The 21,704-nt window shown below is 71.5% G+C and carries 20 protein-coding genes; 6 read left to right on the top strand and 14 right to left on the bottom strand.

What is annotated here, in order from left to right; all coding sequences use genetic code 11:
* Positions 1-34 precede the first annotated feature (34 nt).
* Together AB0J88_RS16910 and AB0J88_RS16905 are read left to right on the top strand one after the other, a co-directional pair.
* Entirely contained in the window at positions 35-1,063 is a 1,029-nt protein-coding gene (locus AB0J88_RS16910; RefSeq protein ID WP_364343714.1) for a DUF4331 family protein, read from the top strand.
* Positions 1,064-1,081: 18 nt separating this feature from the next.
* Entirely contained in the window at positions 1,082-1,897 is an 816-nt protein-coding gene (locus tag AB0J88_RS16905; protein ID WP_364343717.1) for a DUF427 domain-containing protein, read from the top strand.
* On the opposite strand, the gene AB0J88_RS16900 is transcribed toward AB0J88_RS16905, so the two are convergent.
* From AB0J88_RS16900 to trmB, 9 genes are all read right to left on the bottom strand, one after another.
* On the bottom strand, positions 1,890-2,630 hold the full coding sequence (locus AB0J88_RS16900; RefSeq protein ID WP_364343720.1) for a hypothetical protein: 741 nt from the start codon (positions 2,628-2,630) through the stop codon (positions 1,890-1,892). The genes AB0J88_RS16905 and AB0J88_RS16900 overlap by 8 nt on opposite strands.
* A 1-nt stretch (position 2,631) precedes the next feature.
* Positions 2,632-3,366, bottom strand: coding sequence for a GNAT family N-acetyltransferase (locus AB0J88_RS16895; RefSeq protein WP_364343723.1), 735 nt, complete (start codon positions 3,364-3,366; stop codon positions 2,632-2,634).
* Positions 3,367-3,410: 44 nt separating this feature from the next.
* Positions 3,411-6,335, bottom strand: coding sequence for a LuxR C-terminal-related transcriptional regulator (locus AB0J88_RS16890; protein ID WP_364343726.1), 2,925 nt, complete (start codon positions 6,333-6,335; stop codon positions 3,411-3,413).
* A 21-nt stretch (positions 6,336-6,356) separates the two neighbouring features.
* Positions 6,357-7,766: a hypothetical protein gene (locus AB0J88_RS16885; protein WP_364343729.1), complete on the bottom strand. Its 1,410-nt coding sequence runs from the start codon at positions 7,764-7,766 to the stop codon at positions 6,357-6,359.
* Positions 7,763-8,272, bottom strand: coding sequence for a DUF3558 family protein (locus AB0J88_RS16880; protein WP_364343732.1), 510 nt, complete (start codon positions 8,270-8,272; stop codon positions 7,763-7,765). The genes AB0J88_RS16885 and AB0J88_RS16880 overlap by 4 nt, the downstream gene beginning before the upstream one ends.
* Positions 8,269-8,778 carry a hypothetical protein gene (locus AB0J88_RS16875; protein WP_364343735.1) on the bottom strand — a complete coding sequence of 170 codons (510 nt, stop codon included), beginning with the start codon at positions 8,776-8,778 and terminating at the stop codon, positions 8,269-8,271. The genes AB0J88_RS16880 and AB0J88_RS16875 overlap by 4 nt, the downstream gene beginning before the upstream one ends.
* Positions 8,779-9,517: 739 nt before the next feature.
* Positions 9,518-10,144 (bottom strand): hypothetical protein, encoded by a 627-nt coding sequence (locus AB0J88_RS16870; RefSeq protein WP_364343738.1) that lies wholly within the window; start codon positions 10,142-10,144, stop codon positions 9,518-9,520.
* A 58-nt stretch (positions 10,145-10,202) separates the two neighbouring features.
* Positions 10,203-12,719 (bottom strand): DUF3516 domain-containing protein, encoded by a 2,517-nt coding sequence (locus AB0J88_RS16865; protein ID WP_364343741.1) that lies wholly within the window; start codon positions 12,717-12,719, stop codon positions 10,203-10,205.
* On the bottom strand, positions 12,716-13,348 hold the full coding sequence (trmB, locus tag AB0J88_RS16860) for a tRNA (guanosine(46)-N7)-methyltransferase TrmB (protein ID WP_364343744.1): 633 nt from the start codon (positions 13,346-13,348) through the stop codon (positions 12,716-12,718). The genes AB0J88_RS16865 and trmB overlap by 4 nt, the downstream gene beginning before the upstream one ends.
* A 127-nt stretch (positions 13,349-13,475) precedes the next feature.
* Here trmB and AB0J88_RS16855 point away from each other — a divergent pair, with 127 nt between their 5' ends.
* Together AB0J88_RS16855 and AB0J88_RS16850 are read left to right on the top strand one after the other, a co-directional pair.
* On the top strand, positions 13,476-14,027 hold the full coding sequence (locus tag AB0J88_RS16855) for a hypothetical protein (protein ID WP_364343746.1): 552 nt from the start codon (positions 13,476-13,478) through the stop codon (positions 14,025-14,027).
* 165 nt (positions 14,028-14,192) lie between these two features.
* Positions 14,193-14,798: a class F sortase gene (locus tag AB0J88_RS16850; protein ID WP_364343749.1), complete on the top strand. Its 606-nt coding sequence runs from the start codon at positions 14,193-14,195 to the stop codon at positions 14,796-14,798.
* On the opposite strand, the gene AB0J88_RS16845 is transcribed toward AB0J88_RS16850, so the two are convergent.
* Both AB0J88_RS16845 and AB0J88_RS16840 read right to left on the bottom strand, forming a co-directional pair.
* Entirely contained in the window at positions 14,782-15,552 is a 771-nt protein-coding gene (locus AB0J88_RS16845; protein ID WP_364343752.1) for an exodeoxyribonuclease III, read from the bottom strand. The genes AB0J88_RS16850 and AB0J88_RS16845 overlap by 17 nt on opposite strands.
* Positions 15,552-16,472: a PAC2 family protein gene (locus tag AB0J88_RS16840; RefSeq protein WP_364343755.1), complete on the bottom strand. Its 921-nt coding sequence runs from the start codon at positions 16,470-16,472 to the stop codon at positions 15,552-15,554. The genes AB0J88_RS16845 and AB0J88_RS16840 overlap by 1 nt, the downstream gene beginning before the upstream one ends.
* Positions 16,473-16,886: 414 nt before the next feature.
* On the opposite strand from AB0J88_RS16840, the gene AB0J88_RS16835 reads away from it, so the two are divergent.
* Positions 16,887-17,966: a hypothetical protein gene (locus tag AB0J88_RS16835; protein WP_364343758.1), complete on the top strand. Its 1,080-nt coding sequence runs from the start codon at positions 16,887-16,889 to the stop codon at positions 17,964-17,966.
* Position 17,967: 1 nt separating this feature from the next.
* On the opposite strand, the gene AB0J88_RS16830 is transcribed toward AB0J88_RS16835, so the two are convergent.
* Positions 17,968-18,819 carry a carbohydrate-binding protein gene (locus AB0J88_RS16830; RefSeq protein WP_364343761.1) on the bottom strand — a complete coding sequence of 284 codons (852 nt, stop codon included), beginning with the start codon at positions 18,817-18,819 and terminating at the stop codon, positions 17,968-17,970.
* A gap of 213 nt (positions 18,820-19,032) precedes the next feature.
* On the opposite strand from AB0J88_RS16830, the gene AB0J88_RS16825 reads away from it, so the two are divergent.
* On the top strand, positions 19,033-19,758 hold the full coding sequence (locus AB0J88_RS16825) for an EcsC family protein (protein WP_364344579.1): 726 nt from the start codon (positions 19,033-19,035) through the stop codon (positions 19,756-19,758).
* Here the strand turns inward: AB0J88_RS16825 and AB0J88_RS16820 are convergent.
* Positions 19,755-20,423, bottom strand: coding sequence for a response regulator transcription factor (locus AB0J88_RS16820; RefSeq protein WP_364343764.1), 669 nt, complete (start codon positions 20,421-20,423; stop codon positions 19,755-19,757). The two genes, AB0J88_RS16825 and AB0J88_RS16820, sit on opposite strands and share 4 nt — an antisense overlap.
* Positions 20,420-21,658, bottom strand: coding sequence for a histidine kinase (locus tag AB0J88_RS16815; RefSeq protein WP_364343767.1), 1,239 nt, complete (start codon positions 21,656-21,658; stop codon positions 20,420-20,422). The genes AB0J88_RS16820 and AB0J88_RS16815 overlap by 4 nt, the downstream gene beginning before the upstream one ends.
* Positions 21,659-21,704 lie beyond the last annotated feature (46 nt).

Raw genomic sequence — 21,704 nt, 5'->3', positions numbered from 1 at the left:
CAAAAGCTTCCCGGCGTTGATACGGAGGCGCGCCATGTCCCACCATCTCGACACCCCACTGGCGCGACAGAGCGGCCAGCTCTTCATCGACGACCTCTACGTCTTCGGTGGTGACGGGTGCACCGTGCTGATGATGGACGTCAACTCCAATATCACCGAACCCAACGTCACGGCCGGTTTCCACGCGGAGGCGCGCTACGAGTTCCGGGTGCACTTCGACGAGGCCGACACCGAGGAGCTCACCTACCGGGTGTCGTTCGAACCCGAAGGAGCCGACGGCAAGCAGGCGTACGAGGTGTGGGAGCTGAGCGGCACCGAGGCCCGCGGTGACGACGAGACCGGCGTCCGGGTCGCGACGGGCCGCACCGGTGAGCCCACCGAGGCCGGCAACGTCCGGGTGTACGCCGGTCGGATCAACGACCCCTTCTACATCGACCTCGACGAGCTGTTCGTCATCAACGCAGCGGTCAAGGACGGCGCGAAGGTCGACCTGTCGAAATGGCGCTCGGGCAAACCGAAGAACACCTTCGGCGGTACGCAGGTCTACACGATCGTCCTCGAGGTCTCGCACGACCACCCGAGGCTGCGGCCGGGTGCCAAGATCGGCGTCTGGTGCGCGACCAAGCTGGCCACCGACGCCGGCGGCTGGCGCCAGATCAACCGGTTCGGGCTGCCGATGATGTGGCCGATCTTCTGGCCCGACGACACCGACTTCTCGAACCCGGCCAACGAGCGCCATCCGGCGCAGGACTTCAACGAGGACGGCAAGTACATCGCCGAGAAGATCGCCGCGGTGGTGTCCGCCAACGGCGGGAACACGTCGGACGCCGACGGCTACGGCCAGCTCGTCGCGCGCCGGATCTTCCCGGAGGTGATGCCGTACACCGTCGGCACCCCGGCCAGTTTCGGTTTCACCGGCATCAACGGCCGCACGCTGGCCGACAACGCACCCGAGGTGATGTTCTCCCTGGTCCTGGACTCGGCGACGAGCTCCGGCCTGGACCCGTCGGTGGCGGCCGAGATGCGCCGTGACGCGTTCCCGTGGGTGGTGCCGGCGCCTTGACCGCGTCAAGGTGGAGACATGAGTACCCGGATGCGTGATGCCATGGCGCAGCGCTTCAAGGAGCTGCGCCACGAACCGACCGAGAAGCGGGTCCGCGCCGTCCTCGGTGGCGAGACCGTTGTGGACACCACCGACGCGGTGCTGGTCTGGGAGCCCACGCGGATCGTCCCGACGTACGCGGTGCCGGCCTCCGTCCTGCGGGCCACGATCACTCCTGGCGACGAGGTGATGCCGGGCGGCCCAGGGTTCCTGCACCCGGGCATCCCGTTCTCCGTGCACTCCACGGCCGGCCGGTCGCTGACGATCTCGGCCGGTGGCGAGAGCCGGCCCGACGCCGGGTTCCGGCCCGCCGATCCCGACCTCGACGACTACGTCGTCCTCGACTTCGACGCGTTCGAGTGGTTCGAGGAGGACGAGCGGATCCACGCGCACCCGCGCGACCCGTACCACCGCGTGGACGCGCGTGCGAGCTCCCGGCGGATCCGGATCGAGGACGGCGGCACGCTGCTGGCCGAGACCACCCGCGCGGTGCTGGTCTTCGAGACGAGCCTGCCGGTGCGGTTCTACCTGCCCCGGGAGGACGTGGTCGCTCCGCTCGAGGCGAGCGACCAGGTGTCGTACTGCCCGTACAAGGGCGAGGCCTCCTACTGGTCGACAGACTCACGGTCCAATGTGGTCTGGTCCTACCTGGCCCCGCTGCCCGACGCGATGCCGATCGCGGGGCTGGTCGCGTTCTACGACGACCTGCTCGACGTCACGGTAGACGGCAAGCTCCGCGACCGCCCGGGCGGCGCGGTCGTGCGCTCACTCCGCGACGAGTTCGGCGTCAGCTGACGGCGCTGTGCTGGACCCAGAGGTTCTCCTCGACGTAGACGCCTCGGTCGGTCTCGCGGTCGATGCGCACCAGGTTGAGCGCGTCGGGGACCACGTAGTCGCCGGTGACCGGGAAGGGCATGTCGGCCCAGGTCTCCCACTCGGCCACCGTGCCCGCGATGACCATCGAGCGTGGCGCCGGCGCGAGGATGCGGGCGCCCATCCGCTGGTGGGTGCGGATCCACGGGTCGACGGAGAGGCCGTCGGGGCGGGTCCAGCCGGCGTACTCCGCCATCGGCACCAGCGGGTAGCGGTGTTTCCAGGTCGGCCGCAGGGGCGCGATCACCTGGGTCAGGCCGTCGTCGTGCGCGCGCCGGGTCAGTCCGGACAGGACGGTGGTGGCCAGTCCGCGCTTGTCGTGGGCCGAGCTCACGGCGGCGGCCATGAAGCTCAGCGTGGTCGGCGGCGTGCCGGCCTCGTGGCCCTCGACCGCGCGCACCATCGTGTCGTCGTACCCGTCCGGCAGGTCCTCGAGCTTTCCGCTCCAGGCCAGTGGCACGCCCCAGCCGCCGGCGACCACGGCGCCGTCGTCGTCGAGCACCATGATGTCGTAGCGGGAGAAGAACCGCTCGACCCGGTCCAGGTACTGTTTCGGCACCTCGTCGTGGAAGATGAACTCCGGCCAGCGTTCGCGGAACACCACGGCCGCCTGCTCGTCGAGGTCGGGGCGGTCGGCTCGCGTCACGATCTCCATGTCAGGCCTCCGGCAGGCGCAGGGTGAGCACGCGGACGACGGGTCGGAAGCCGGCCGCGTCGTAGAGGCGGCGGGCCGGGTTGCCGTCCACGACGGACAGATCCAGGCTCGGGAGGCCGGCCGCGCGGGTGCCGTGCAGCGCGTGGGTCAGCAGGGCGCGGCCGAACCCGCGGCCCTGAGCCTGTGGTCCGACGGCGATGTTGAGCATCCACGCGCAACGGTGGTCGAGCCACGGCACCGGGCCGGCGCACAGCACGTGGCCGGCGCTTCGTCCGTCGGGGCCGACGAGGCGGGCCGACGCAGCGGCCAGCGGAGGCACGGGGTCGGCCCGCTCGAACATGCCGCGGACGGCCTTGGTGTCGTCCTCGCTCCAGCCTCCGTCCGGGTGACCGGGTGGGTAGGCGGCCGCGGCCGCCTTGGCGAGGTCGTCGTCCCAGCCGGCCTCCGCGAGCGCCCAACCGGCCGGCAGCGGCTCTGGAGCCGGCAGGTCGGTCAGGTCGTGCCGCAGGTCGGTCGCGGAGCGTTCGATCGGCACACCGAGCGCGGCGGCGAGGTCGTCGTCGGGCGTCTCGAACCGGACACCGGCCAGGTCCCGCAGCGCCTGCGCGGCCACCCTTTCCATCGCGACGCCGGGCGCGGGCCGCACCTCGGCGGCGACGCGCTCGCCGTCGTCGTCCCTGGACCGGAACCGGGCCAACATGGTGCCGTCGTCGGCGCGCAGCTCTTGATCGGCCATGTGCGGGACCCTACGGGCGCGGCGCGGCCTGCCGCCACCCGGTTCTAGTCCGCGAGGCGGGTCATCGTGACCGCGAGCTGGGCGCGGTTGGTGATGCCGAGTTTGCGGTACGCGCGGGCCAGGTTGGCCTCCACCGTCTTCGGGCTGATGAAGAGCGCGTCGGCGATCGCCCGGTTGGTCTGCCCTTCCGCCGCGAGCCTCGCCACCCGCAGCTCGGTCGGGGTCAGCTCGGTGGCCGCGGTCGTCCGGCCGGTGGTGCGGGTCAGCTCCGCCGTTGCCCGGTCGGCGAAGGCGGCCGCTCCGAGGGCGGTGAACTCGGCCGCGGCCGTCTCGAGGGCCGCGCGGGCCTCGCGCTTGCGCCGGCCCCTGCGGTGGGCCATGCCGGCGACCAGTAGACAGCGGGCACGGTCGACGGGCAGCACGTCGGCGGGGACTTTGTCGCGGGCGGCCGTGAGCGCGGCCAGGGCGGGCATCGGGTCGGCGCCGGTCGCGGTGTCCAGCAGGACGCGGCTGCGGGCGAGGCCGAGCGTGGTCCACGGGCGGGGCAGCCGGTCGTGCCGCTGGGCCAAGCGGTCCAGGGCGCGTCGGGCGGTGTCCAGGTCGCCGGCGCCGACGCACGCCTCGATCCAGTCCGGCTCGAAGCGTTGGGTGATCGGCTCGACCACGCCGAGGTCGCCGAGCAGGGTGGCCAGCTCGTTGTAGGTCTCCGCGGCCTCCGCCGAGCGCCCGCGGGACAGCTGCACAAAGGCGGCGAGCTGGAGGTGGATGCGCAGGCACCAGGGATCGTCGTTGGCGCGGCCGCGGGCCAGGCCGGCTTCGACGACGGCGTCGGCGGCGTCGAGCCGGCCGAGGTACGCGTCCAGAGTGCCGGCCAGCCAGGTCTCACCGACCAGCCCGGTGCCGAGCATCTCGCCGAGCTCACGCGCGTCGGCGATGTGCCGACCGGCGGCGGTGAACCGGCCGGCGAGCAGCTCGGCCTCGCCGAGGTGGGTGAGCACCTCGTGCTGCCAGGGCTCGTCACCGTACGCGGTCGCATGGGAGAGCAGTTCGTGCAACCGTTCGCGGGCGCGGCCGTGGTCGTCGATGCCCTTCCACCAGATCGCGGGGATGGTGCCGGACAGCCACGACGGGGTGCCGTCCTCGAGGGCGAGCGCCCGGTCGAGCAGGTCGGTGCGGGCCACCCCGGCGCGGGCCTCGTGGAAGAACAGGTTGAGCAGGGCCGCGCAGAGCAGGGGCCGCTCTTCGTCCTCCTCGCCGAGCAGTCGGATGGCCGCGTGAGCGTGGGCACGGCCGCGGTCGGGGATGTCCTGGAACATGCTCAGGTGGGCCTGGATCCGGCCTTCCAGGCGGCTTCCGGCGCCGGCGACGGCCAGGCTGGCTTCGGCGGCATCGACCGCGCCGCGCAGGTCGTCGGTTCCCCACGCCACCATCGCCCGCAACAACAACGCCTCGGCTCGTGCGTCGCCGGCAAGGGCCCGCGCCGCGGCGTCGGCGGCAGCGGCGGCCGCGGTGTAGTCACCACAGTCGAACCGGCACCGGACCGCAGCCAGTCGCCATTGGTCAGCGTCGGCCAGGTCGCCGCCCTCGGAGCGCGGGCAGGAGTCGGATCGCGCGGGGTCTGTCGTCCGGTCGTGGTCGGCTCGGCGGCCGCCTTCGGCGTCCAGGACTGCAGCTGGAGGTGTGGGGCCGGTGGTCTCGCCGGGGTCCTCCTGGTCGCCGGACCGGGCGACAATCGCCGGGTCGGTGAGGTCCGCGCCGTCTCGTTCGGCGCCCTCGGCGCGGAACTCGCTCTGTGGAGGGCCGGCCAGTTCCACGGCGCGTTCGTAAAGGTCTGCGGCGACCGCTGGTGCGCCGCGGGCTCGCTGGCGGCGGGCGGCGGCGGCCAGTTCGGCGGCGACCGCCAGGTCAGGGCCGGTCGTGCACTGGGCCAGCTGTCGAGCGCGTTCGTCCGGGTCCGCGACCGCGGTGGCGAGGGTTCGCCGCATCCGGCGGCGCGTGTCGGCCGGCGTTCCGGCGCGGACGGTGCTGGCGTACACCGGATGGGTGAACGCGACGCCGCTCCCGGTCACCGTGAGCAGCCCGGCCTCCTCGGCGGGATCGAGGTCGGCGGCGGCTACGCCGGCCGCGACCAGATCGTCCACAGTGGGCACGGTGAGCAGCGCGGCTAGGCGGACCGCGGCCTGGCTCGCCGGGGGGAGTGCCCGGGTGGCGTCCGCGACGAGTTGCCGCGTCGACGCCACGACCGGCAGGTCCTCGCCCGGCCCCGGTGGTCGCGGCAACCGCAGCACCGCGCGGGCGAGCTCGATCGCCAGCAGCGGGTTGCCGCCGGCGTCGCGGGCGATGCGGGCCAGCAGCGAGCGGCTCAGGGTGCCGCCCAGGCGGTCCCGGATGATCTGGTGGAGGGCGCCGGCGCCCAGCGGGGTCAACGCGACCCGGTGCGCGTCGTCGAGGTCCAGGGCCGCCGCGGTCGGCGCGGTGCCGCCGGTGCGGCAGGCGACCAGCGCCGGCGGCCGGGGCGCCAGGCGGCGCAGGGCGAACCGGATCGCGCGCTCGCTGGGCTGGTCCAGCCACGGCGCGTCGTCGAGGGCCACCAGCAGCGGCCGGGCGGCGCGTTCCAGGAGCGAGCGCGTGGCCGCGCCGATCGCGCGTTCGTCGACCACCTCGTCGGGGAAGTCGGTGAGCAGCACCGCGTCGGCGGCGGCCCGTTGCGGCGGCGGCAGCGCGGGCACGAGGTCACGCAGCGGCCGGATCAGGTCGGACAGCGCGGCGAACGGCAGTGCGGCCTCGGCCTCGGTGGGCGCGCAGGCGAGCACCAGCCAGTCGCGGCGGCGCGCGTCGTCGACGAGGGCGCGCCAGACCGCCGTCTTGCCGATCCCGGCGTCACCTTCGAGCAGCACGGACGTGCCCTTGGTCAGGGTCTGCCGGGCCTCGGCGAGGATGGCGTCGCGACCGACCACGCCCAACTCCACATGGGCGATGATCGCACGGGGCTACGACGGGGCGTGCCCACAGACCGCCACGTCGGGGATGACCTCCTCGTTCGTGTAGATCTCGCTCGTCGACCGGATGCCGCCCGAGCTCTTGATCGGCGGTATGTCGACCACTTTGAACGGTTTGAGCAGGCTCAGGAACGAGTTGATCACCTTGACCACGGGATCCAGGATCGTGTAGCCGACCCCGAACGCCGCGTGCACACCGATGGCCACACCACGGCATTGGGCGTACGGAGCCCCGAGCGCGGACCCGAGCGTCGACCCGTACCTCGTGATCAGTTCGAAGTAGACGCCCGCTTTGAACAGGAACGCGCCGATCCCGACGGTGAACCTGACCCCGTGCTCGATGACCAGACCCATCACTCCGACGGGTACGCCGGTCAGGGAGTTCAGCAGGCTCGACCGGCGCTGGAAGTCGTGCTTCACGTGCGGTCCGAACGTGCCGTTCGCGTACCCGAAGCCGAGCGAACCGGCCAGCGAGAACTCTCCGGACCCCTTGACCGTGCCGACCTTGGCCCCGAACGCGGTGGTCACGCCCAGCGTCTGGCTCACGGTGAACGACAGCGGGATGCCGGCCAGCGCGCCGATCGGAAACGACAGGTCGGCGGCGATCGGGAAGACCTTCTTGTGGTTCCTGCCGTCCTTGATCCCGGCCTCGAACTCGGCCTTTATGCCGAAGCCGCCGCTGATCTCGAGCTCGGCCCGGGTCACCGTGCCGCCGCCGATCGCCAGGTGGAACGCGGCCGTCGGCGTCCGGCTGGTAAGGGTGACGGTGCCGACGAGGCGTACACCACCGTCGTCGTAGGTGAAATGAACTCCGGCCCCGTTGGTGCAGCAGGTCGGGTAGACGGTGTAGCCGAGCGCGTGGGCCTTGACCTCGCCGCCGCGCTGCCGGCCCGGTTGGGTGGGTTGGTCCGTGCGCCGCTGCACCGGCACGGAGCGCCCGTAGGTGCTCGGCGGTTTCGGCTGCTCGTCGGCCCAGAACGGCTCGCCCGCCGGGTAGATGACGGGGTCTTCGAGTGCGACGTCGTCCCGCGCGAAGGTGCCGTCGCGGACGACCTCGGTGATGTCCACCGGCCCGACGGTGACGAGCAGGTCGTCGTCGCCGACGGGCGCGATGTCGAGCACCCGGCCGACACCGCGCTCCGTGACGAACATGACCTTGCCCGGCGCGAGGTCGCCGGCGTGCGCCGCGTTCTTGTCGATGCGCCACGACAGGCCGTCGGCGGTGACGGAACGGACCGCGCGGCTGCCCCCGCCGACGATGACGACGTCGGGCTGGAGGGTCACCCCTTCGGGCGTGGGCGCGGCGCCGTAGGAGAGGTCCTCATCGGACGGTCGCTGTTCGTCGGCGCAGCCGGCTGTCAGGAGCACGGCGGCGAGCGCGACTGCCAGGAGGCGTCTCACATCCGGTCCGCGGCGGTGCGGGCCGCCGCCTCCAGCGGTTTGTGGGTCTCCTCGGGGTCGACGAGCCGGACGAGCCGGATGCTCACCCAGACGCCGCCTTTGGCGAAGAAGACGGTGCCGTCCTCGAGGTGGGCCTCGTCCCCGATGCCGGCGAGCTCGGTGAACTCGTGCTTGAGCTCCCGATCGATATCAAGAAACTTCTTGGCCCCGTCACCGACGAAGATCTCGACCTGCGCGGTCGGCCCGGTCACGGGTCCGGTGTACGTGCACGTCTCCCTCACGGGCACCGGCGGGTCGAGCGGGGTGCCGGCCAGCTTCTCGGCGTCGGCCTGGGTGATCAGCTCGCAGGGGTCGGGCAGGGTGGCCGGCGCGGCCTCGGTCGCGGGCGCCTCCTGTGTCGCCGCGCCGGTGGCGCTCGCCGGTCCTGCCGGGGTCGTTGCCGGGTCGCCGCCGCAGCCGGCCAGCGTCGTGAGAGCGACGGCGAGGACGACCAGCCGCCGCTTCATCCGAGGATGGTGTCGATGAGGGCGTTCATGGTCTTGTCGTACTTAGCCTCGTCGAAGCTGAAGCTGCTCATGATGAGCGTGTAGGCGCCCTTGTCACTGATCAGCGCCGCCTCGGCCTGGATGTCCTTGATGGCCAGATAGGACTTCTTGCCCTTGCCGATGTCGCTGACCTTGGGGAACGACTTGCCGGCTGTCTCCCGCTGGTAGTCGTAGGTCGTCTCCCCGGCCAACGCCGAGGCAACGGTGACGGTCAGGCTGGCGACCCCCTTACCGTCACCGAACAGGCAGTTGCCCTCGTCGGTCATCGGCTGCCCGACCAGCTCCGTCACCTGGTCGGCCGTGAACGGACAGGAGGGCACGCTCGTCGACACCGCGCCGGCCGCGTCGCCGTCGTCGGCAACAGCCGAGTCCGCGGCCGGCGAGGTGTCGCCCCCGTCGCCCGAACCACACGCCGACGGCGCGAGCAACGCCCCCACCAATAACAACGACGCGAATACCCGCCGCATGACCACGCCTCCGTCGTTCGGTCGTGCCCAAGCGGCCTCCCACCCCGAGCGGCCGTCACAGACACACCCCGACGCTATGGCCGCGGGCCAGGCTACGAATCAGGTGTTTCCCTACGTCGTGCCGTCGTGGTCGCACGCGCGAGACGCAAGGGCGGCCGGGGAGGCAGCTACAAGGTCCTGACCAGCTCCTGCGCGGGCGTTCCGACGGAGACCGCAGAGCCCGCGAGACTCCGCGCCATTTACCGAGATCTGCCGCGACACGCGACACTGCGGGCGGACCGCGCTATGCGGCGCGGACCGCCGCGGCGGAGCGGGCAGGGATGGCCGTACCGGGGGACCGCATCAGCGCTGACGTTGAAGGGCGATGCGGGCGGTCACGCCCGATGAAAGGGCATGGTCCCTTTGAGGCCGCTGGCCACGACAGACCGCCTGGGTCTGAGCGCGCGGACGCCCGGCGGTCTGTGCCGTTCGGGCCGGTGTGGTCGCCGGCGCGGCGGCCCTGCGCAGAATCGGTTACGCGGGAGCGTTCGTCGAGGTGTTGCGGGCGGCGGCTGCGTCGGGCCAACCTGGGCCAGTTGCGCGGGCTTGGGGGAGCCCGAACGGTGTCCCGGGCTCCAGCTCCGTCTGCTGCGAGCGGCTCACGTTGCCCTCGGCAAGCGCGCGAACGTTGGCGCGGACGATTAGTGCTTCCCGGTCCGCCGGCGCGGAAGCGGCTGAGCGCTTCCCGCCGGCGGCGCGGTTACGCCGCTACCGACCAGGTTGCGCGGAAGGCTGCTGCTTCGCCGGCTAGCCATTGTTCGACCTGCGCGGCCTTTACCGACGGGTCGGGGCGGTGGATGGTGCCGCGGCGTAGGTCTACCAGGGCTGGTTGCGCGTGGGGGAGGACCTGGTCCATGTGGCGGCTCATCAGGTGCAGCGTGGCCATCACCGTTTCGCGGCTCGGGGGTTGCTCGTCCATGTGCAGGCGGACCGCTTCGGCTTGGCCGTCTGGGTGGCGTAGGCCGAAGTGGGGGTTGATCTTTACCGGGAGGTCGCCCACCATGGCGATCGCGTCACGGGTCTGGGCTAGGTCTGTGTCCTTGTCCAGCGTGCCTAGGTAGGTCAGGGCGCCCGGTAGTAGAGCCTCGTAGAGCGGCTTCCAGCGTGGTTTGACCTCGTTGACCACCGCGTGGAGGTGGCGGCCTTCGCCGTGGAAGGCTATGTCGCTTTTGAGGGCTTTGATGAGTTGGCCGTGGGGGTTGAAGCCTGAGCGGGACTCGCGCTGTTTGCGGAGGCCGCCCACGAACGTGGCCTTGGCCGGGCCGGTGCGGTCGACGTAGCGGGCGAAGGCGAGAAGAGTGGCGTACGGGACGGCGGGTGAGGTCACAGGTGCCCTCCAGGCCTCAAGATCTCCGCTGGTCAGCGGCGATTTTCGTACACCTATTCTAATCGAAAGACGCCGCTGTGCCCACCCGGGTCACGGTCACCACGGCTACCCCCGCGAGGTCTGAAGCGGCCAGATCGACCGTGGCCTCGATGCCCCAGTCGTGGTCGTCCTCGGGGTCGTCGAAGATCTGCCGAACGTCCCAGCGGTCGGGTTTCTCATCGATCAGCAACAGGGACGGACCACGCGCATCCGGACTGACGCCAATATCGGCATACTCGTCGAAATAAGGGGCCAAAGCTTCGGCCCACTCCGACGCCGTGAAGCCGTCCGCTCCGTCCAGCTCCCCGAGTGACTCCCAGTCCCGCAACGCCGCCAGTTCCACGCGGCGGAACAGCGCATTGCGGACCAACACCCGGAACGCCCGACGGTTGCGGGTGACGGCCGGCGGCGGCCGCTCGATGTCCGCGACCTCCTCGTCGACCGACTGCGGATCGCGCAGCCGCTCCCACTCGTCCAGCAGACTGGAGTCGACCTGCCGCACCAGCTCGCCGAGCCACTCGATGAGATCCGACAGCTCCTCGGTCCGCGAGTCCTCGGGCACGGTCCGCCGCAACGCGTGATAAGCGTCCGCCAGATACCGCAGGACCAGCCCCTCCGACCGCGACAGCCCGTAGAACGACACGTACTCGCCGAAGGTCATGGCCCGCTCGTACATGTCGCGGACCACCGACTTCGGCGCCAGCTCGTGGTCGGAGACCCAAGGATGACCACGGGCATACATCGTGTACGCGTCTTCGAGCAGCTCGGCCAGCGGACGCGGATGGGTGACCTCCTCCAGGAGCTCCATCCGCTCCTCGTACTCGATCCCCTCGGACTTCATCGCCGCCACTGCCTCGCCGCGGGCCTTGAACCGTTGGGCCGACAGCACTTGACGCGGGTCGTCCAGAGTGGACTCGAGGACCGACAGCGCGTCGAGGAAGTAGTCCGGCGACTCGCGGTCCAGCAGCTCGATCGCGGCCAGCGCGAACGGCGACAGCGGCTGGTTCAGCGCGAAATCGGCCTGGAGCTCCACGGTCAGCCGCACGGTCCGGCCCGACGCGTCCGGCGGCGAGACCCGCTCGACCACCCCGCCGGCCAGCAGGGCGCGGTAGATGGCGATCGCCCGCTTGATGTGCCGTCGCTGGGCCGCCGGCTCCTCGTGGTTGTCGGTCAGCAGGTGCCGCATGGCCTGGAACGGGTCGCCCGGTCGGCCGATCACGTTGAGCAGCATCGCGTGCGACACGTGGAACGACGACTGCAGCGGTTCCGGCTCGGCCTCGATCAGCCGGTCGAACGTCGCCCGTCCCCAGCCGATCGAGCCCTCCGGCGGCTTCTTCTTGACGACCTTCCGCCGCTTGCGCGGGTCGTCACCCGCCTTGGCCAACGCCCGCTCGTTGTCGATCACGTGCTCCGGCGCCTGCACCACCACCGTGCCGACGGTGTCGAACCCCGCGCGCCCGGCCCGACCCGCGATCTGGTGGAACTCACGAGCCTTGAGCAGCCGTACGCGCTGACCATCGTATTTGGACAGTCCCGTGAAAAGGACCGTCCGGATGGGCACGTTGATGCCGACCCCGAGCGTGTCCGTGCCACAGATGACTTTCAGCAGCCCGGCCTGGGCCAGCGTCTCGACCAGCCGCCGATATCTGGGCAGCATGCCGGCGTGGTGCACGCCGATCCCGTGGCGCACCAACCGCGACAGCGTGCGCCCGAACCCGGCCGAGAACCGGAAGTTGCCGATGGCGGCGGCGATCGCGTCCTTCTCGGCCCGGGTGGCCACGTTCACGGACATCAGCGCCTGCGCCCGCTCCAGCGCGGCGACCTGCGTGAAGTGCACGACGTACACGGGTGCCTGCCGGGTGTCCAGCAGTTCCTGCAACGTCTCGTGCATCGGCGTGACCGCGTAGGTGTACATCAGCGGCACCGGCCGGTCGACCGACTTGACCACCGCCGTCGGCCGACCGGTGCGCCGGGTCAGGTCCGTCTCGAACCGCGACACGTCGCCGAGCGTGGCCGACATCAGCAGGAACTGCGTGTGCGGAAGCTCGATCAGCGGCACCTGCCAGGCCCAGCCCCGGTCCGGCTCCGCGTAGAAGTGGAACTCGTCCATCACGACCTGACCGACATCCGCGTACGTGCCGTCGCGCAGCGCGATGTTGGCCAGGATCTCCGCCGTGCAGCAGATGATCGGCGCGGTCTCGTTGACCGCGGCGTCACCGGTCAGCATGCCGACGTTCTCGGCGCCGAAGATCCGGCAGAGGTCGAAGAACTTCTCGGAGACCAGGGCCTTGATGGGGGCGGTGTAGAAGGTGCGTCGCCCGTACGCCAGCGCCGCGAAGTGCGCACCGGTCGCGACCAGGCTCTTTCCCGAGCCCGTCGGGGTGTTCAGGATGACGTTGGCGTCCGAGACGAGCTCGATCAACGCCTCTTCCTGGTGCGGATAGAGGGTGAGGCCGCGCTCGCTCGCCCAGCCCGCGAACGCGTCGAAGAGCGAGTCCGGCGTGACGTCAGCCGGGATCCGGTCGGCGAGGTTCACGCGGCGCGCCGGCGGAAGACCAGGTCGAACACGTCGCGCCCCTGCCGGGCCGCACGCCGTTCGAAGTGCGTGACCGCGCGGTACGCGGGCCGGGGCGCGTACCCGTCGGCGGTGTTCACCAGTTCGGGGTCGGCCGACAGGGTTGACAGCATCGACGCAGCGTACGGGGCCCAGTCGGTGGCGCAGTGCAGCACACCCGTGCCGGGCTGCAGCCGCGAGCGCAGCAGCGCCACGTGCGCGGGCTGGATGATGCGCCGCTTGTGGTGCTTGAGCTTGGGCCACGGGTCAGGGAAGAACACATGCACCGCGTCGAGCCGGTCCGGGGGCAGCATGTGCGTCATGAGCTCGATGGCGTCGCCACGGGCGATCCGCAGGTTGCTCAGCCCACGCGTCTCGATGTGGCTGAGCAGGGAAGCGATGCCCGGGACGTGCACCTCGACGGCCAGGTAGTCGCGGTCCGGGTCGGCCGCCGCCATCGCCGCCGTCGCGTCTCCCATCCCGGAGCCGATCTCCACGACCAGCGGCGCGGACCGGCCGAACAGGGCGGGGGCGTCGAGCGGGTCGGACGAGACGGAGAGCCCGTAAAGCGGCCACAGCCGTTCCAGGGCATCGTGATGCCGGTCACCCATCCGCCCTCCACGGTTATGGAAGGTGCGGATATGCGACACAGCGATAGCACTCACCGACCGATTTTGACAGGTGTCGCGTGGGCGCTCCAAATGCGACAATCGACGCACGGGCGGCAGGGAGGTCGCGATGTCCGGTCGTCGAGTGCTGGCCACGGCCGCGGTTGCGGCCCTGATGATCGTCATGTCGGGTGCGCCGGCGTTCGCCGCGCCCGCGCCGACACCCACCCCGACGGTGGCCGACGTCCCCGACGGCCTGTTCCTCGAGCTCACGCCGAGCACGGTCGAGGCCGGCTACATCGTGGGCATCCGGGCCAGCTGCACCGAGGCCGACGACGACCCGCCGGAGGACAACGACACCGCGACCGTCGAGTCGACCGCGTTCGACGACGTGGTCGTCGAGCCGCAGTTCGGCCACCTGACCGGCGCGGTGACCATCCCGGCCGACACCCGCGCCCGGTCCTACCGGGTCGTGCTCGACTGCCCGGGCTTCCTGGCCGGCAGCGCCGAGGCCACGCTCAACGTGCTCAACGACAGCCGGCCCAGCCGCGGCCCCGCGACCGGCTTCGGCGGCACGGCCGGCGACGACGACAGCACCGTGGTGCTGACCGGTGGCGTGGCCGCGCTGGCGGCCGGCCTGGTTCTGGCCATGGTCACGCTGCGCCGGCGGCGCACCGCCTAGGCGCCTGTCTCGTGGACCATAGCGGCGCTTCGACCGCCCTCGACGTCCGCGCTGCCGTCGCCGAGCGCCTGCCGACCGACGCCGACCTCGAGGGCGCGGCACCCCCGGGCGCCTACGCCGCCCGTACCTCGCGGCACCGCCATCCGCGAGAAAGGCCTTAGCGACATGGCCAAGGGGAAGCTGTCCGGACCGCTGGCAGTGGTGCTGATCGCCGTCGGGGCCATCGCGACGTTCTCCGGCATCGTGCAGAAGGGCGCGTTCGGGCCTGACGACGTGCCGCCGCCGGGGACGTTCCCCGTGCTGGAGCCGAGCCGTCCCGTGGAGCTCCGGATCCCGTCGTTGAAGGTCGACGCGCCGGTGCACGACGTGGGTCTGGCCGACGACGGCTCGATCGAGGTGCCGGCGCTGGAAAAGCACAACCAGGCGGGCTGGTTCGAGAACAGCCCGACGCCGGGACAATACGGCCCCGCGGTGCTGGTCGGGCACGCCGACACCCGCGACGGGCCGTCGATCTTCCACGACCTGTCCAAGGTCAAGCCGGGCGCGCGCATCGAGGTGGAACGGCGCGACGACTCGGTGGCGATCTTCGAGGTCAACTCGGTCGAGAAGTTCAAGAAGTCCGACCAGCCGATCGACCGGATCTACGGCGACTTCACGCGGCCGGCGTTGCGCCTGATCACGTGCGGCGGCGAGTTCAAGGGCGGCAGCATCGGCTACGTCGACAACATCATCGTCTTCGCCTCGCTGGTCGAAGCTAGAAGTCCACGATGATCGGCGCGTGGTCGGACGGGCCTTTGCCCTTGCGCGCCTCCCGGTCGACCACGGCCGACGAGACCCGGTCGGCCACCGCCGGGGTCGCGTACACCAGGTCGATCCGCATGCCCTTGTTCTGGTGGAACATCCCGGCGCGGTAGTCCCAGTAGGTGAAGGGGAACGGTCCCTTCATCGGGGTGGGCACCACGTCGCGCAGGCCGGTGTCCAGCAGAGAGGTCAGCGCCGCCCGTTCCGGCGCGGTCACGTGGGTCGAGTTGACGAAGACCGCCGGGTCCCACACGTCCGCGTCGGTCGGCGCCACGTTGAAGTCGCCGCAGACCGCCAGCTCGGCGTGGCCGGCCAGGTCGGCGGCGACCGCGTCGCGGAGGGCCGCCAGCCAGGTCAGCTTGTACTGGTAGTGCGGGTCGTCCGGAGTGCGCCCGTTCGGGACGTAGATCGACCAGATGCGCAGACCGCCGCAGGTCGCCGAGATCGCCCGGGTTTCCGGGTCCGGGAACCCCGGCTCGCCGGGGAAACCGCGCACCACGTCGTCGAGGCCGACCCGGGACAGGAGAGCGACCCCGTTCCAGCGACCGTCGACGTGCGTGGCGGCGGTGTAACCCAGCTCACCGACCTGCTCGGTGGGGAACAGCTCGGTGGTCGACTTCACCTCCTGGAGACAGACCACGTCGGGCTTCTTCTCGTCGAGCCAGGCCAGCAGCCTGGGCTCACGAGCCTTGACCGAGTTGACGTTCCAGGTGGCGATGCGCATCAGGACCCCGGGTTGTTGTCGCCCGGGCGGGGCTGGGAGGCCAGGAAGCGCTCCAGCTCGGCTCCGAGCTCGTCAGCGGTGGGCAGGGGACCGGTCTGCGGGCCGAGCATGTTGCTGGCCCGGCCGCGGTTGAAGGCGTCGTACTGCTCCTCCAGCGCGTGGACCACGCCGGCGGCGTCGTTGGTCTCCTCCACCTGGCGGTCGATGTCGACCCGGACCGCGTCGGCCGCCGTGCGCAGGCCCTCGGTGGGCAGCAGGAGGCCGGTGGTGCGGGAGACGGAGGAGAGCAGCACTTCCGCCGCTGCCGGGTATTCGGCCTGGGAGACGTAGTGCGGCACGTGTGCGGCGAAGCCGATCGCGTCCTTCCCGGCCTGCCCGAGTCGGAACTCCAGCAGGTGGCCGGCGCTGCCCGGCACCTGGACCCGCTGGAGCCAGGGCTCGTAGCCGCTGATCAGGTCGCGCCGGGTGGCGTGCGCGGTGACGCCGGCCGGCCTGGTGTGCGGCACGGCCATCGGGATCGAGTTGAGGCCGATGGTCACGCTGACCCGGAACCGGTCGATCAGGCTCATCACGGCCTTGGTGAACCGTTCCCAATGCAGATCGGGCTCGTGGCCACCGAGCATGAGATAAGCAGTGCCGGCGTCGTCGCGGAGCATGCGGAGCTCGAGAACCGGGTCGGCGTACTCCTCCCAGTGGTCCTCCATGAAGACCATCGGGGGGCGCCGGGACCGGTAGTCGAGCAGCTGGTCGATGTCGAAGGTCGCGACGACGCGGCTCTCGCTCGTGGCCAGGAGATGTTCGCGGGCGAGCCGGGTGGCGTTGCCGGCGTCGACGAAGCCGGACAGCGTCTGGATCAGCACCGGCTCGCCCATATCGGGCAGGTCGCCGGAAAGCTCGTAGAGCGCATGCGGATCGAGCACCGCGGTCCTACCTCCCTGAGTTGTGGTGGGTTACCGGTATGGGCAACCACGCGTCCATCTTCCTGCATTCCACCGGCGGCTGACGGAAGGCGGGCCTGACCCCCGGTTTGTCGGTCATTTCTATACGCAGAGTAGTCGTGCGACCCCTCAGCGAAGGGTCGCTCGGATACCCCCCAAGGGTGTCTGAGGGCCGATCCGACGGCGTCATCGAATGTCACCGTACGTAGAGTCAAAATAGGGCGGAACCTCGGATGAGTGCTGGTATTTGGCTATTTTCCGAGTTGCCGGTTACGCGAGGCTATGTGCATACCGTGAGCGCCCGATATCGACTGACCGATTAGATATTCGGCTTTTGTGGCAACTGCCACTAAATAACAGTGGGTAATCGGCTGGCCGTCTGCCTAGCCTCGTCCAATGCGTGACGACCACACCCTCGAGCCCGAGAACGGCGCCGCTACCCCCGCGGACCGTTCCCCCGAAACCAACGACTCGATCGAACGGCCGACCGGCGCCCGCCGCCTCCAGGAGCGACTGGTCTTCCGGACCTCGCAGATGAGCAACTCGACCCGGAACCGGTTGAACCGGACGGCCGACTCGATCAAGGCCAACCCGTACGCCGAGCGTGCCGCCGGCATGTGGACCGCTTCTCGCGACCGCGTGACCGCCCTGCCCGCGTACGACAAGATGCGCAGCGTCCTCGGCGAGCGCGGCCCCGCGCGGATCGCGATCGCGGGCGGCATGCTGGCCGCGGTCGGCGTGGCCACCGCCGGTGGCGTGGCCGCTGCCACCCAGAACCACACCGACACCAAGGCCACCACCGCCGCGGTCGCCGCGGTCGAGTCGGCCAAGAAGGCCGAGATCAGCCAGTTCCCGACCGCGCCGCCCACCTCGGGCGGGCACGGCGAGGAGCGCGGCCACAGTGGCGGCGGCAGCAAGGGCGCCGACAAGCCGACCCCGTCGGTCGAGCGTCCGAAGGCCGAGCACAAGGCCGAGAAGCGGGCTGAGCAGAAGGCCACCAAGAAGGCCAACTCCGCCAAGTCCGTGCGGCCGGTGCAGCCGAAGCCGGTCATGGGCCTGAGCCAGACCCAGATGAACAACGCTCTGCAGATCGTCAAGGCCGCCGAGAAGCGTGGCATGGGCGAGCGCGGCGCGGTCATCGCGGTCGCGACGGCCATGCAGGAGAGCCAGCTGCTCAACCTGGCCAGCACCGCGGTGCCGGAGTCGGAGAACTACCACCACGAGGGCAGTGGCTCCGACCACGACTCGGTGGGTCTGTTCCAGCAGCGCTCGACGTCCGGCTGGGGCGCCGTCAAGGACCTGATGACCCCGTCGTACTCGGCGGGTGCCTTCCTCGACGCGCTCGAGCGGGTGCCGAACTGGAAGAACATGCCGCTGACGGCGGCGGCCCAGGCCGTGCAGGTCTCCGCGTTCCCCGACGCGTACGCCCAGCACGAGTACCGCGCCACGGCCGTCGTGGACGCGCTGATGAAGTAAGTCAGCTTGTGGTGGTGAGGGCGATCCGGTCGAAGTCCGGCGCCCAGCCATCCGAGTTGGAGAGCTCGACGGTGTTCGGTCCGGCTGCCAGTGGCAGCCGGACCGTCATTGTCTTCACCGTCTGCCAACTGCCCGTCGACGGGAAGTCGAACCGGCCGACGGACTGACCGTTGACCTCGATCGAGGCCCGGCGGCTGTCGTCGGCCACATAGGAGAGGACCAGGTCGTACTGGCCGCCACGCGGGGCGTTCACCCCGCTGAAGGTCAGCTCGCCGCGGCGGTAGCCGATCCCCGTGACGACCTGGCCGCCGGACGCGGAGTCGAGCCGGCGCGTCCGGGCCCAGCCGTCGAGATCGGCGGCCTCGGCCTCGAGCACCTGCGTCGTCGGCTTCGCGGCGGTGTCCTGCCGCGTCGCAGTCGTCCTGGCCGGCGAGGTCGGGGCGTGCGCCGGCGGCCGGACCGCACCCCGGCTGGCTGGCGGCTTGGTCGGCCGGCTGGTCGGCAGGTCGCTCGGCGTGACGTCCGGCCCGGCCGAAGCGCTCGGGGCGGGCAGCACGAGCTGGTTCGGCGGATCGGGCTGGTCCATGGCCGAGATCAGCAGGGGTACGCCGGCCGCCACCGCGACCGTGGTGACCGATGCCACGACGGCGAGCAGCACGCGCCGGCCGGGCCGGCGAGCGCCGCTGAGCGGCGTCCCACCGTCGTCGCCGATCACGGATCCGCTCCGCGGTTGCGTGGGCACGGCCGGGATCAGCTGGGTGACCTGGTCGTCGTCAGCGTCGGCGGAGAGCTCCGCCGGTGGCAGCCAGCCGCCGATCCGCAGCTCGCCGGGTTCTTCGCCGGCCGTGGACATGCGCGCCCTCACGGTTCTTGATCACGGTCAGTCAGGCGGGCACGCTACCGCACTTCAGGTCAACGGGTGAAGTACGGAACGGGTATCCGACTCTGCCGGCCGCTCCAGTCCGGGCGTGACAGTGGTGCGGCTGGGGTACAAAGAGTGCCTTCCCGAATCCCCCCGGAGGACGCAGTGACCCACCCAGAGACGGGTGCCGACACCCCGCCCCCCATGCCACCGTCCGGATCGGAGGCCACCGAGCCCGCGCCCGAGGCCGTCGCTCCACCGGCAGGCCTGTGGGAGAAGATGAAGGCCGATCCGCAGTACGCGCCGGAGCACCTCGCGCTGGAGGCGGTGCGCCGGCTCGGCCCCGAGGCCCACGAGTGGCAGGAGCGCACCCGCGCGCAGCGGCCGGGCATCCCGCCCGACGCGCTGGCCGACCTCGCCGTGCGCCGGTTCGTCAACCTGGCCCGGCTCTCGGGCGCCGTCTCGGGCGCGACCGGCATCGCGGGTGCCGTGCTGGACGTCGGCGTGCTCGCCTGGAACCAGGCGCGGATGGTGCTGCACGTGGCAGCGGCGTACGGCGTCGACCCGCGCGAGCCCGAGCGGGCCACCGACCTGCTGGTGCTCCAGAAGGTCCACAAGGTCGCCGAGACCGCCCGGCTGGCGCTGGGCGTGGCGGCCGGCCGGGAGAAGGCGGGCGTGCTGCTGCGCGGCGGCGGCACGCCGATGCACCGCGTGCTGGTCAAGCTCGGCGTCAAGCTGGCCCAGATGGCCGGCATCCGGGCGGCCAAGCGCATCTTCGCGAAGATCGTGCCGGGCGCGGCGATCATCCTCGGCACCTGGGCCAACTCGTCGGCCACCACCGACCTGGCCCGCCGGACCACCGAGCTCTACCGGCCGCGCGCCGCGTACTGGTCCAACCCGCCCCAGCTGCCGGGACCCCGCCAGCCCTAGTCCGTCCACGATGGCCGGACCAGGCCGGCCTCGTAGGCGTAGACCACGAGCTGGGCACGGTCGCGGGCCGACAGCTTGACCATCGCCCGGCTGACGTGGGTCTTCGCCGTCGCCGGGCTGACCACCAGACGGGCCGCGATCTCGTCGTTGGACAGCCCGGCGCCGACCAGCGCGACCACCTCGCGCTCCCGGTCGGTCAGCTGGTCAGGCGGAGGCAGCGGCGGCACGGCCCGGCGGTCCCGGGACGCGAACTCGGCGATCAGCCGCCGGGTGACGCCGGGGGAGAGCAGCGCGTCGCCGGCCGCCACCGCCCGCACGCCGCGGATCAGCTCGACGGGCTCGGTGTCTTTGACCAGGAAGCCGGAGGCGCCGACCCGGAGGGCCTCGAACAGGTACTCGTCGAGCTCGAACGTGGTCAGGATGACGATCCGGGTGGCCGTCAGCGCGGGGTCGGTGGTGATCCGCCGGGTCGCCTCCAGCCCGTCGACGCCCGGCATCCGGATGTCCATCAGCACCACGTCGGGCCGGCTGGCCGCCGCCGCCCGCACCGCCGCGAGGCCGTCGCCGGCCTCGGCGACCACGGTGATGTCGGGCTCCGCGTCGAGCAGGGCACGGAAGCCGGCGCGTACGAGCGCCTGGTCGTCCGCCAGCAGCACGCTGATCATCGGTCGGATTCTTCCCTGTCCGGCAGGACCGCCTCGACCCGCCAACCGCCGCCGTCAGGATCCGGGCCGGCCGTGACCGTGCCACCCAGGGCGACCGCCCGCGCGCGCATCCCGGCGATCCCGTTGCCGGCCTCACCGGCACCCGCGGACGCCGCCGACGACCCAGCGCCCGGCGGCGGTCCGTCGTCGACGACGCGCAGCATGACCCGGTCAGGCCCGTAGGAAACCGACACCGTCGCCGAAACCGCCGGACCGGCGTGCCGGCGCACGTTGGTCAGCGCCTCCTGCACGATCCGGAACGCCGCCCGGTCGACCTCGGCCGGCAGCGGCCGGGCGACCCCGGTCACCGTCGTCTCGACCGGGAACCCCGCACCGGAGGTCAGCTCGGCCAGCCGGTCCAGCCCCGGCGCCGGGGTCCGCGGCGCCGCCTCCTCGGCCGGACGCAGCGCGGCGAGCACCGACCGCACCTCCCGCAGCGCCTCCGCGCTCGCCGACTTGATCACCGTGAGCGCCTCCCGCGCCTGCTCTGGCCGCTGGTCTATCAGGTGCAACCCGACCCCGGCCTGCACGTTGATCAGAGAAAGATGGTGGCCGAGCACGTCGTGGAGCTCGCGGGCGATCCGCAGCCGCTCCTCGCTGGCCTGCCGCCTTTCCTGTTCCTCCTGTATGCGCCGCTGTTCGGCCCGCATCCGGGCGAGCGCGGCGCGCTGGGCGCGGTGCCCCCGGCTGAACTCGCCGGCCGCGAGCACCGCGACGAGCCAGGCACCGGCCAGCACGGCCTGCCGGGGGGTCACGGCGGACCCGTCCGGCACACCAACCGCATCCGGGAACCACCAGCCACACGAGAGGTACGCCGTCACGGCCGCCGCCGACAGCACCAGCGACGATGTCCGGCGACCCTGCGCGACGGCGGAGAAGTAGGCGGCGGTGGCGGCCAGGAAGAAGGGGCCGTACGGGTGACCGGAGAAGGCGTAGGCCAGGGTGGCCGTGAGCACGACCGCGAGCACCGGCAGGGGTGCGCGGCGTCGCCAGGCCAGCGCGACCGAGCCGACGAGCAGCAGCGCCGCCCGGGGATAGCCGAGTTCGGTGCCCACGTCGCGGGCCGCCGCCTGGGCGCCGATCACCTGCACCAGAGAGAGCAGCGTGGCCAGGCCCGCGCCGTGCCGCCCGTACCGTCGCGGCTCTCCGGGTCTGACCCAGGGCGCGCGAGGCCAGGCGTCCTCCGGCGCGTGCATGGCACCGACGCTAGGGCACGCCGCACACCCGGGTCATCCGCCGACA

Source organism: Asanoa sp. NPDC049475, assembly GCF_040676915.1.
In the GTDB taxonomy this organism is placed as follows: Bacteria; Actinomycetota; Actinomycetes; order Mycobacteriales; family Micromonosporaceae; genus Asanoa.
The sequence above is the reverse complement of the archived record's forward strand: the minus strand, read 5'-3'. Positions and strand labels throughout refer to the sequence as shown.

Excerpts from the sequence above, each read along its gene's own strand:
- AB0J88_RS16910 (WP_364343714.1), top strand. The coding sequence starts at position 35 with ATGTCCCACCATCTCGACACCCCACTGGCGCGACAGAGCGGCCAGCTC.
- AB0J88_RS16905 (WP_364343717.1), top strand. The coding sequence starts at position 1,082 with ATGAGTACCCGGATGCGTGATGCCATGGCGCAGCGCTTCAAGGAGCTG.
- AB0J88_RS16900 (WP_364343720.1), bottom strand. The coding sequence starts at position 2,630 with ATGGAGATCGTGACGCGAGCCGACCGCCCCGACCTCGACGAGCAGGCG.
- AB0J88_RS16895 (WP_364343723.1), bottom strand. The coding sequence starts at position 3,366 with ATGGCCGATCAAGAGCTGCGCGCCGACGACGGCACCATGTTGGCCCGG.
- AB0J88_RS16880 (WP_364343732.1), bottom strand. The coding sequence starts at position 8,272 with ATGAAGCGGCGGCTGGTCGTCCTCGCCGTCGCTCTCACGACGCTGGCC.
- AB0J88_RS16875 (WP_364343735.1), bottom strand. The coding sequence starts at position 8,778 with ATGCGGCGGGTATTCGCGTCGTTGTTATTGGTGGGGGCGTTGCTCGCG.
- trmB (WP_364343744.1), bottom strand. The coding sequence starts at position 13,348 with ATGGGTGACCGGCATCACGATGCCCTGGAACGGCTGTGGCCGCTTTAC.
- AB0J88_RS16855 (WP_364343746.1), top strand. The coding sequence starts at position 13,476 with ATGTCCGGTCGTCGAGTGCTGGCCACGGCCGCGGTTGCGGCCCTGATG.
- AB0J88_RS16850 (WP_364343749.1), top strand. The coding sequence starts at position 14,193 with ATGGCCAAGGGGAAGCTGTCCGGACCGCTGGCAGTGGTGCTGATCGCC.
- AB0J88_RS16845 (WP_364343752.1), bottom strand. The coding sequence starts at position 15,552 with ATGCGCATCGCCACCTGGAACGTCAACTCGGTCAAGGCTCGTGAGCCC.
- AB0J88_RS16835 (WP_364343758.1), top strand. The coding sequence starts at position 16,887 with ATGCGTGACGACCACACCCTCGAGCCCGAGAACGGCGCCGCTACCCCC.
- AB0J88_RS16830 (WP_364343761.1), bottom strand. The coding sequence starts at position 18,819 with ATGTCCACGGCCGGCGAAGAACCCGGCGAGCTGCGGATCGGCGGCTGG.
- AB0J88_RS16825 (WP_364344579.1), top strand. The coding sequence starts at position 19,033 with ATGCCACCGTCCGGATCGGAGGCCACCGAGCCCGCGCCCGAGGCCGTC.
- AB0J88_RS16820 (WP_364343764.1), bottom strand. The coding sequence starts at position 20,423 with ATGATCAGCGTGCTGCTGGCGGACGACCAGGCGCTCGTACGCGCCGGC.
- AB0J88_RS16815 (WP_364343767.1), bottom strand. The coding sequence starts at position 21,658 with ATGCACGCGCCGGAGGACGCCTGGCCTCGCGCGCCCTGGGTCAGACCC.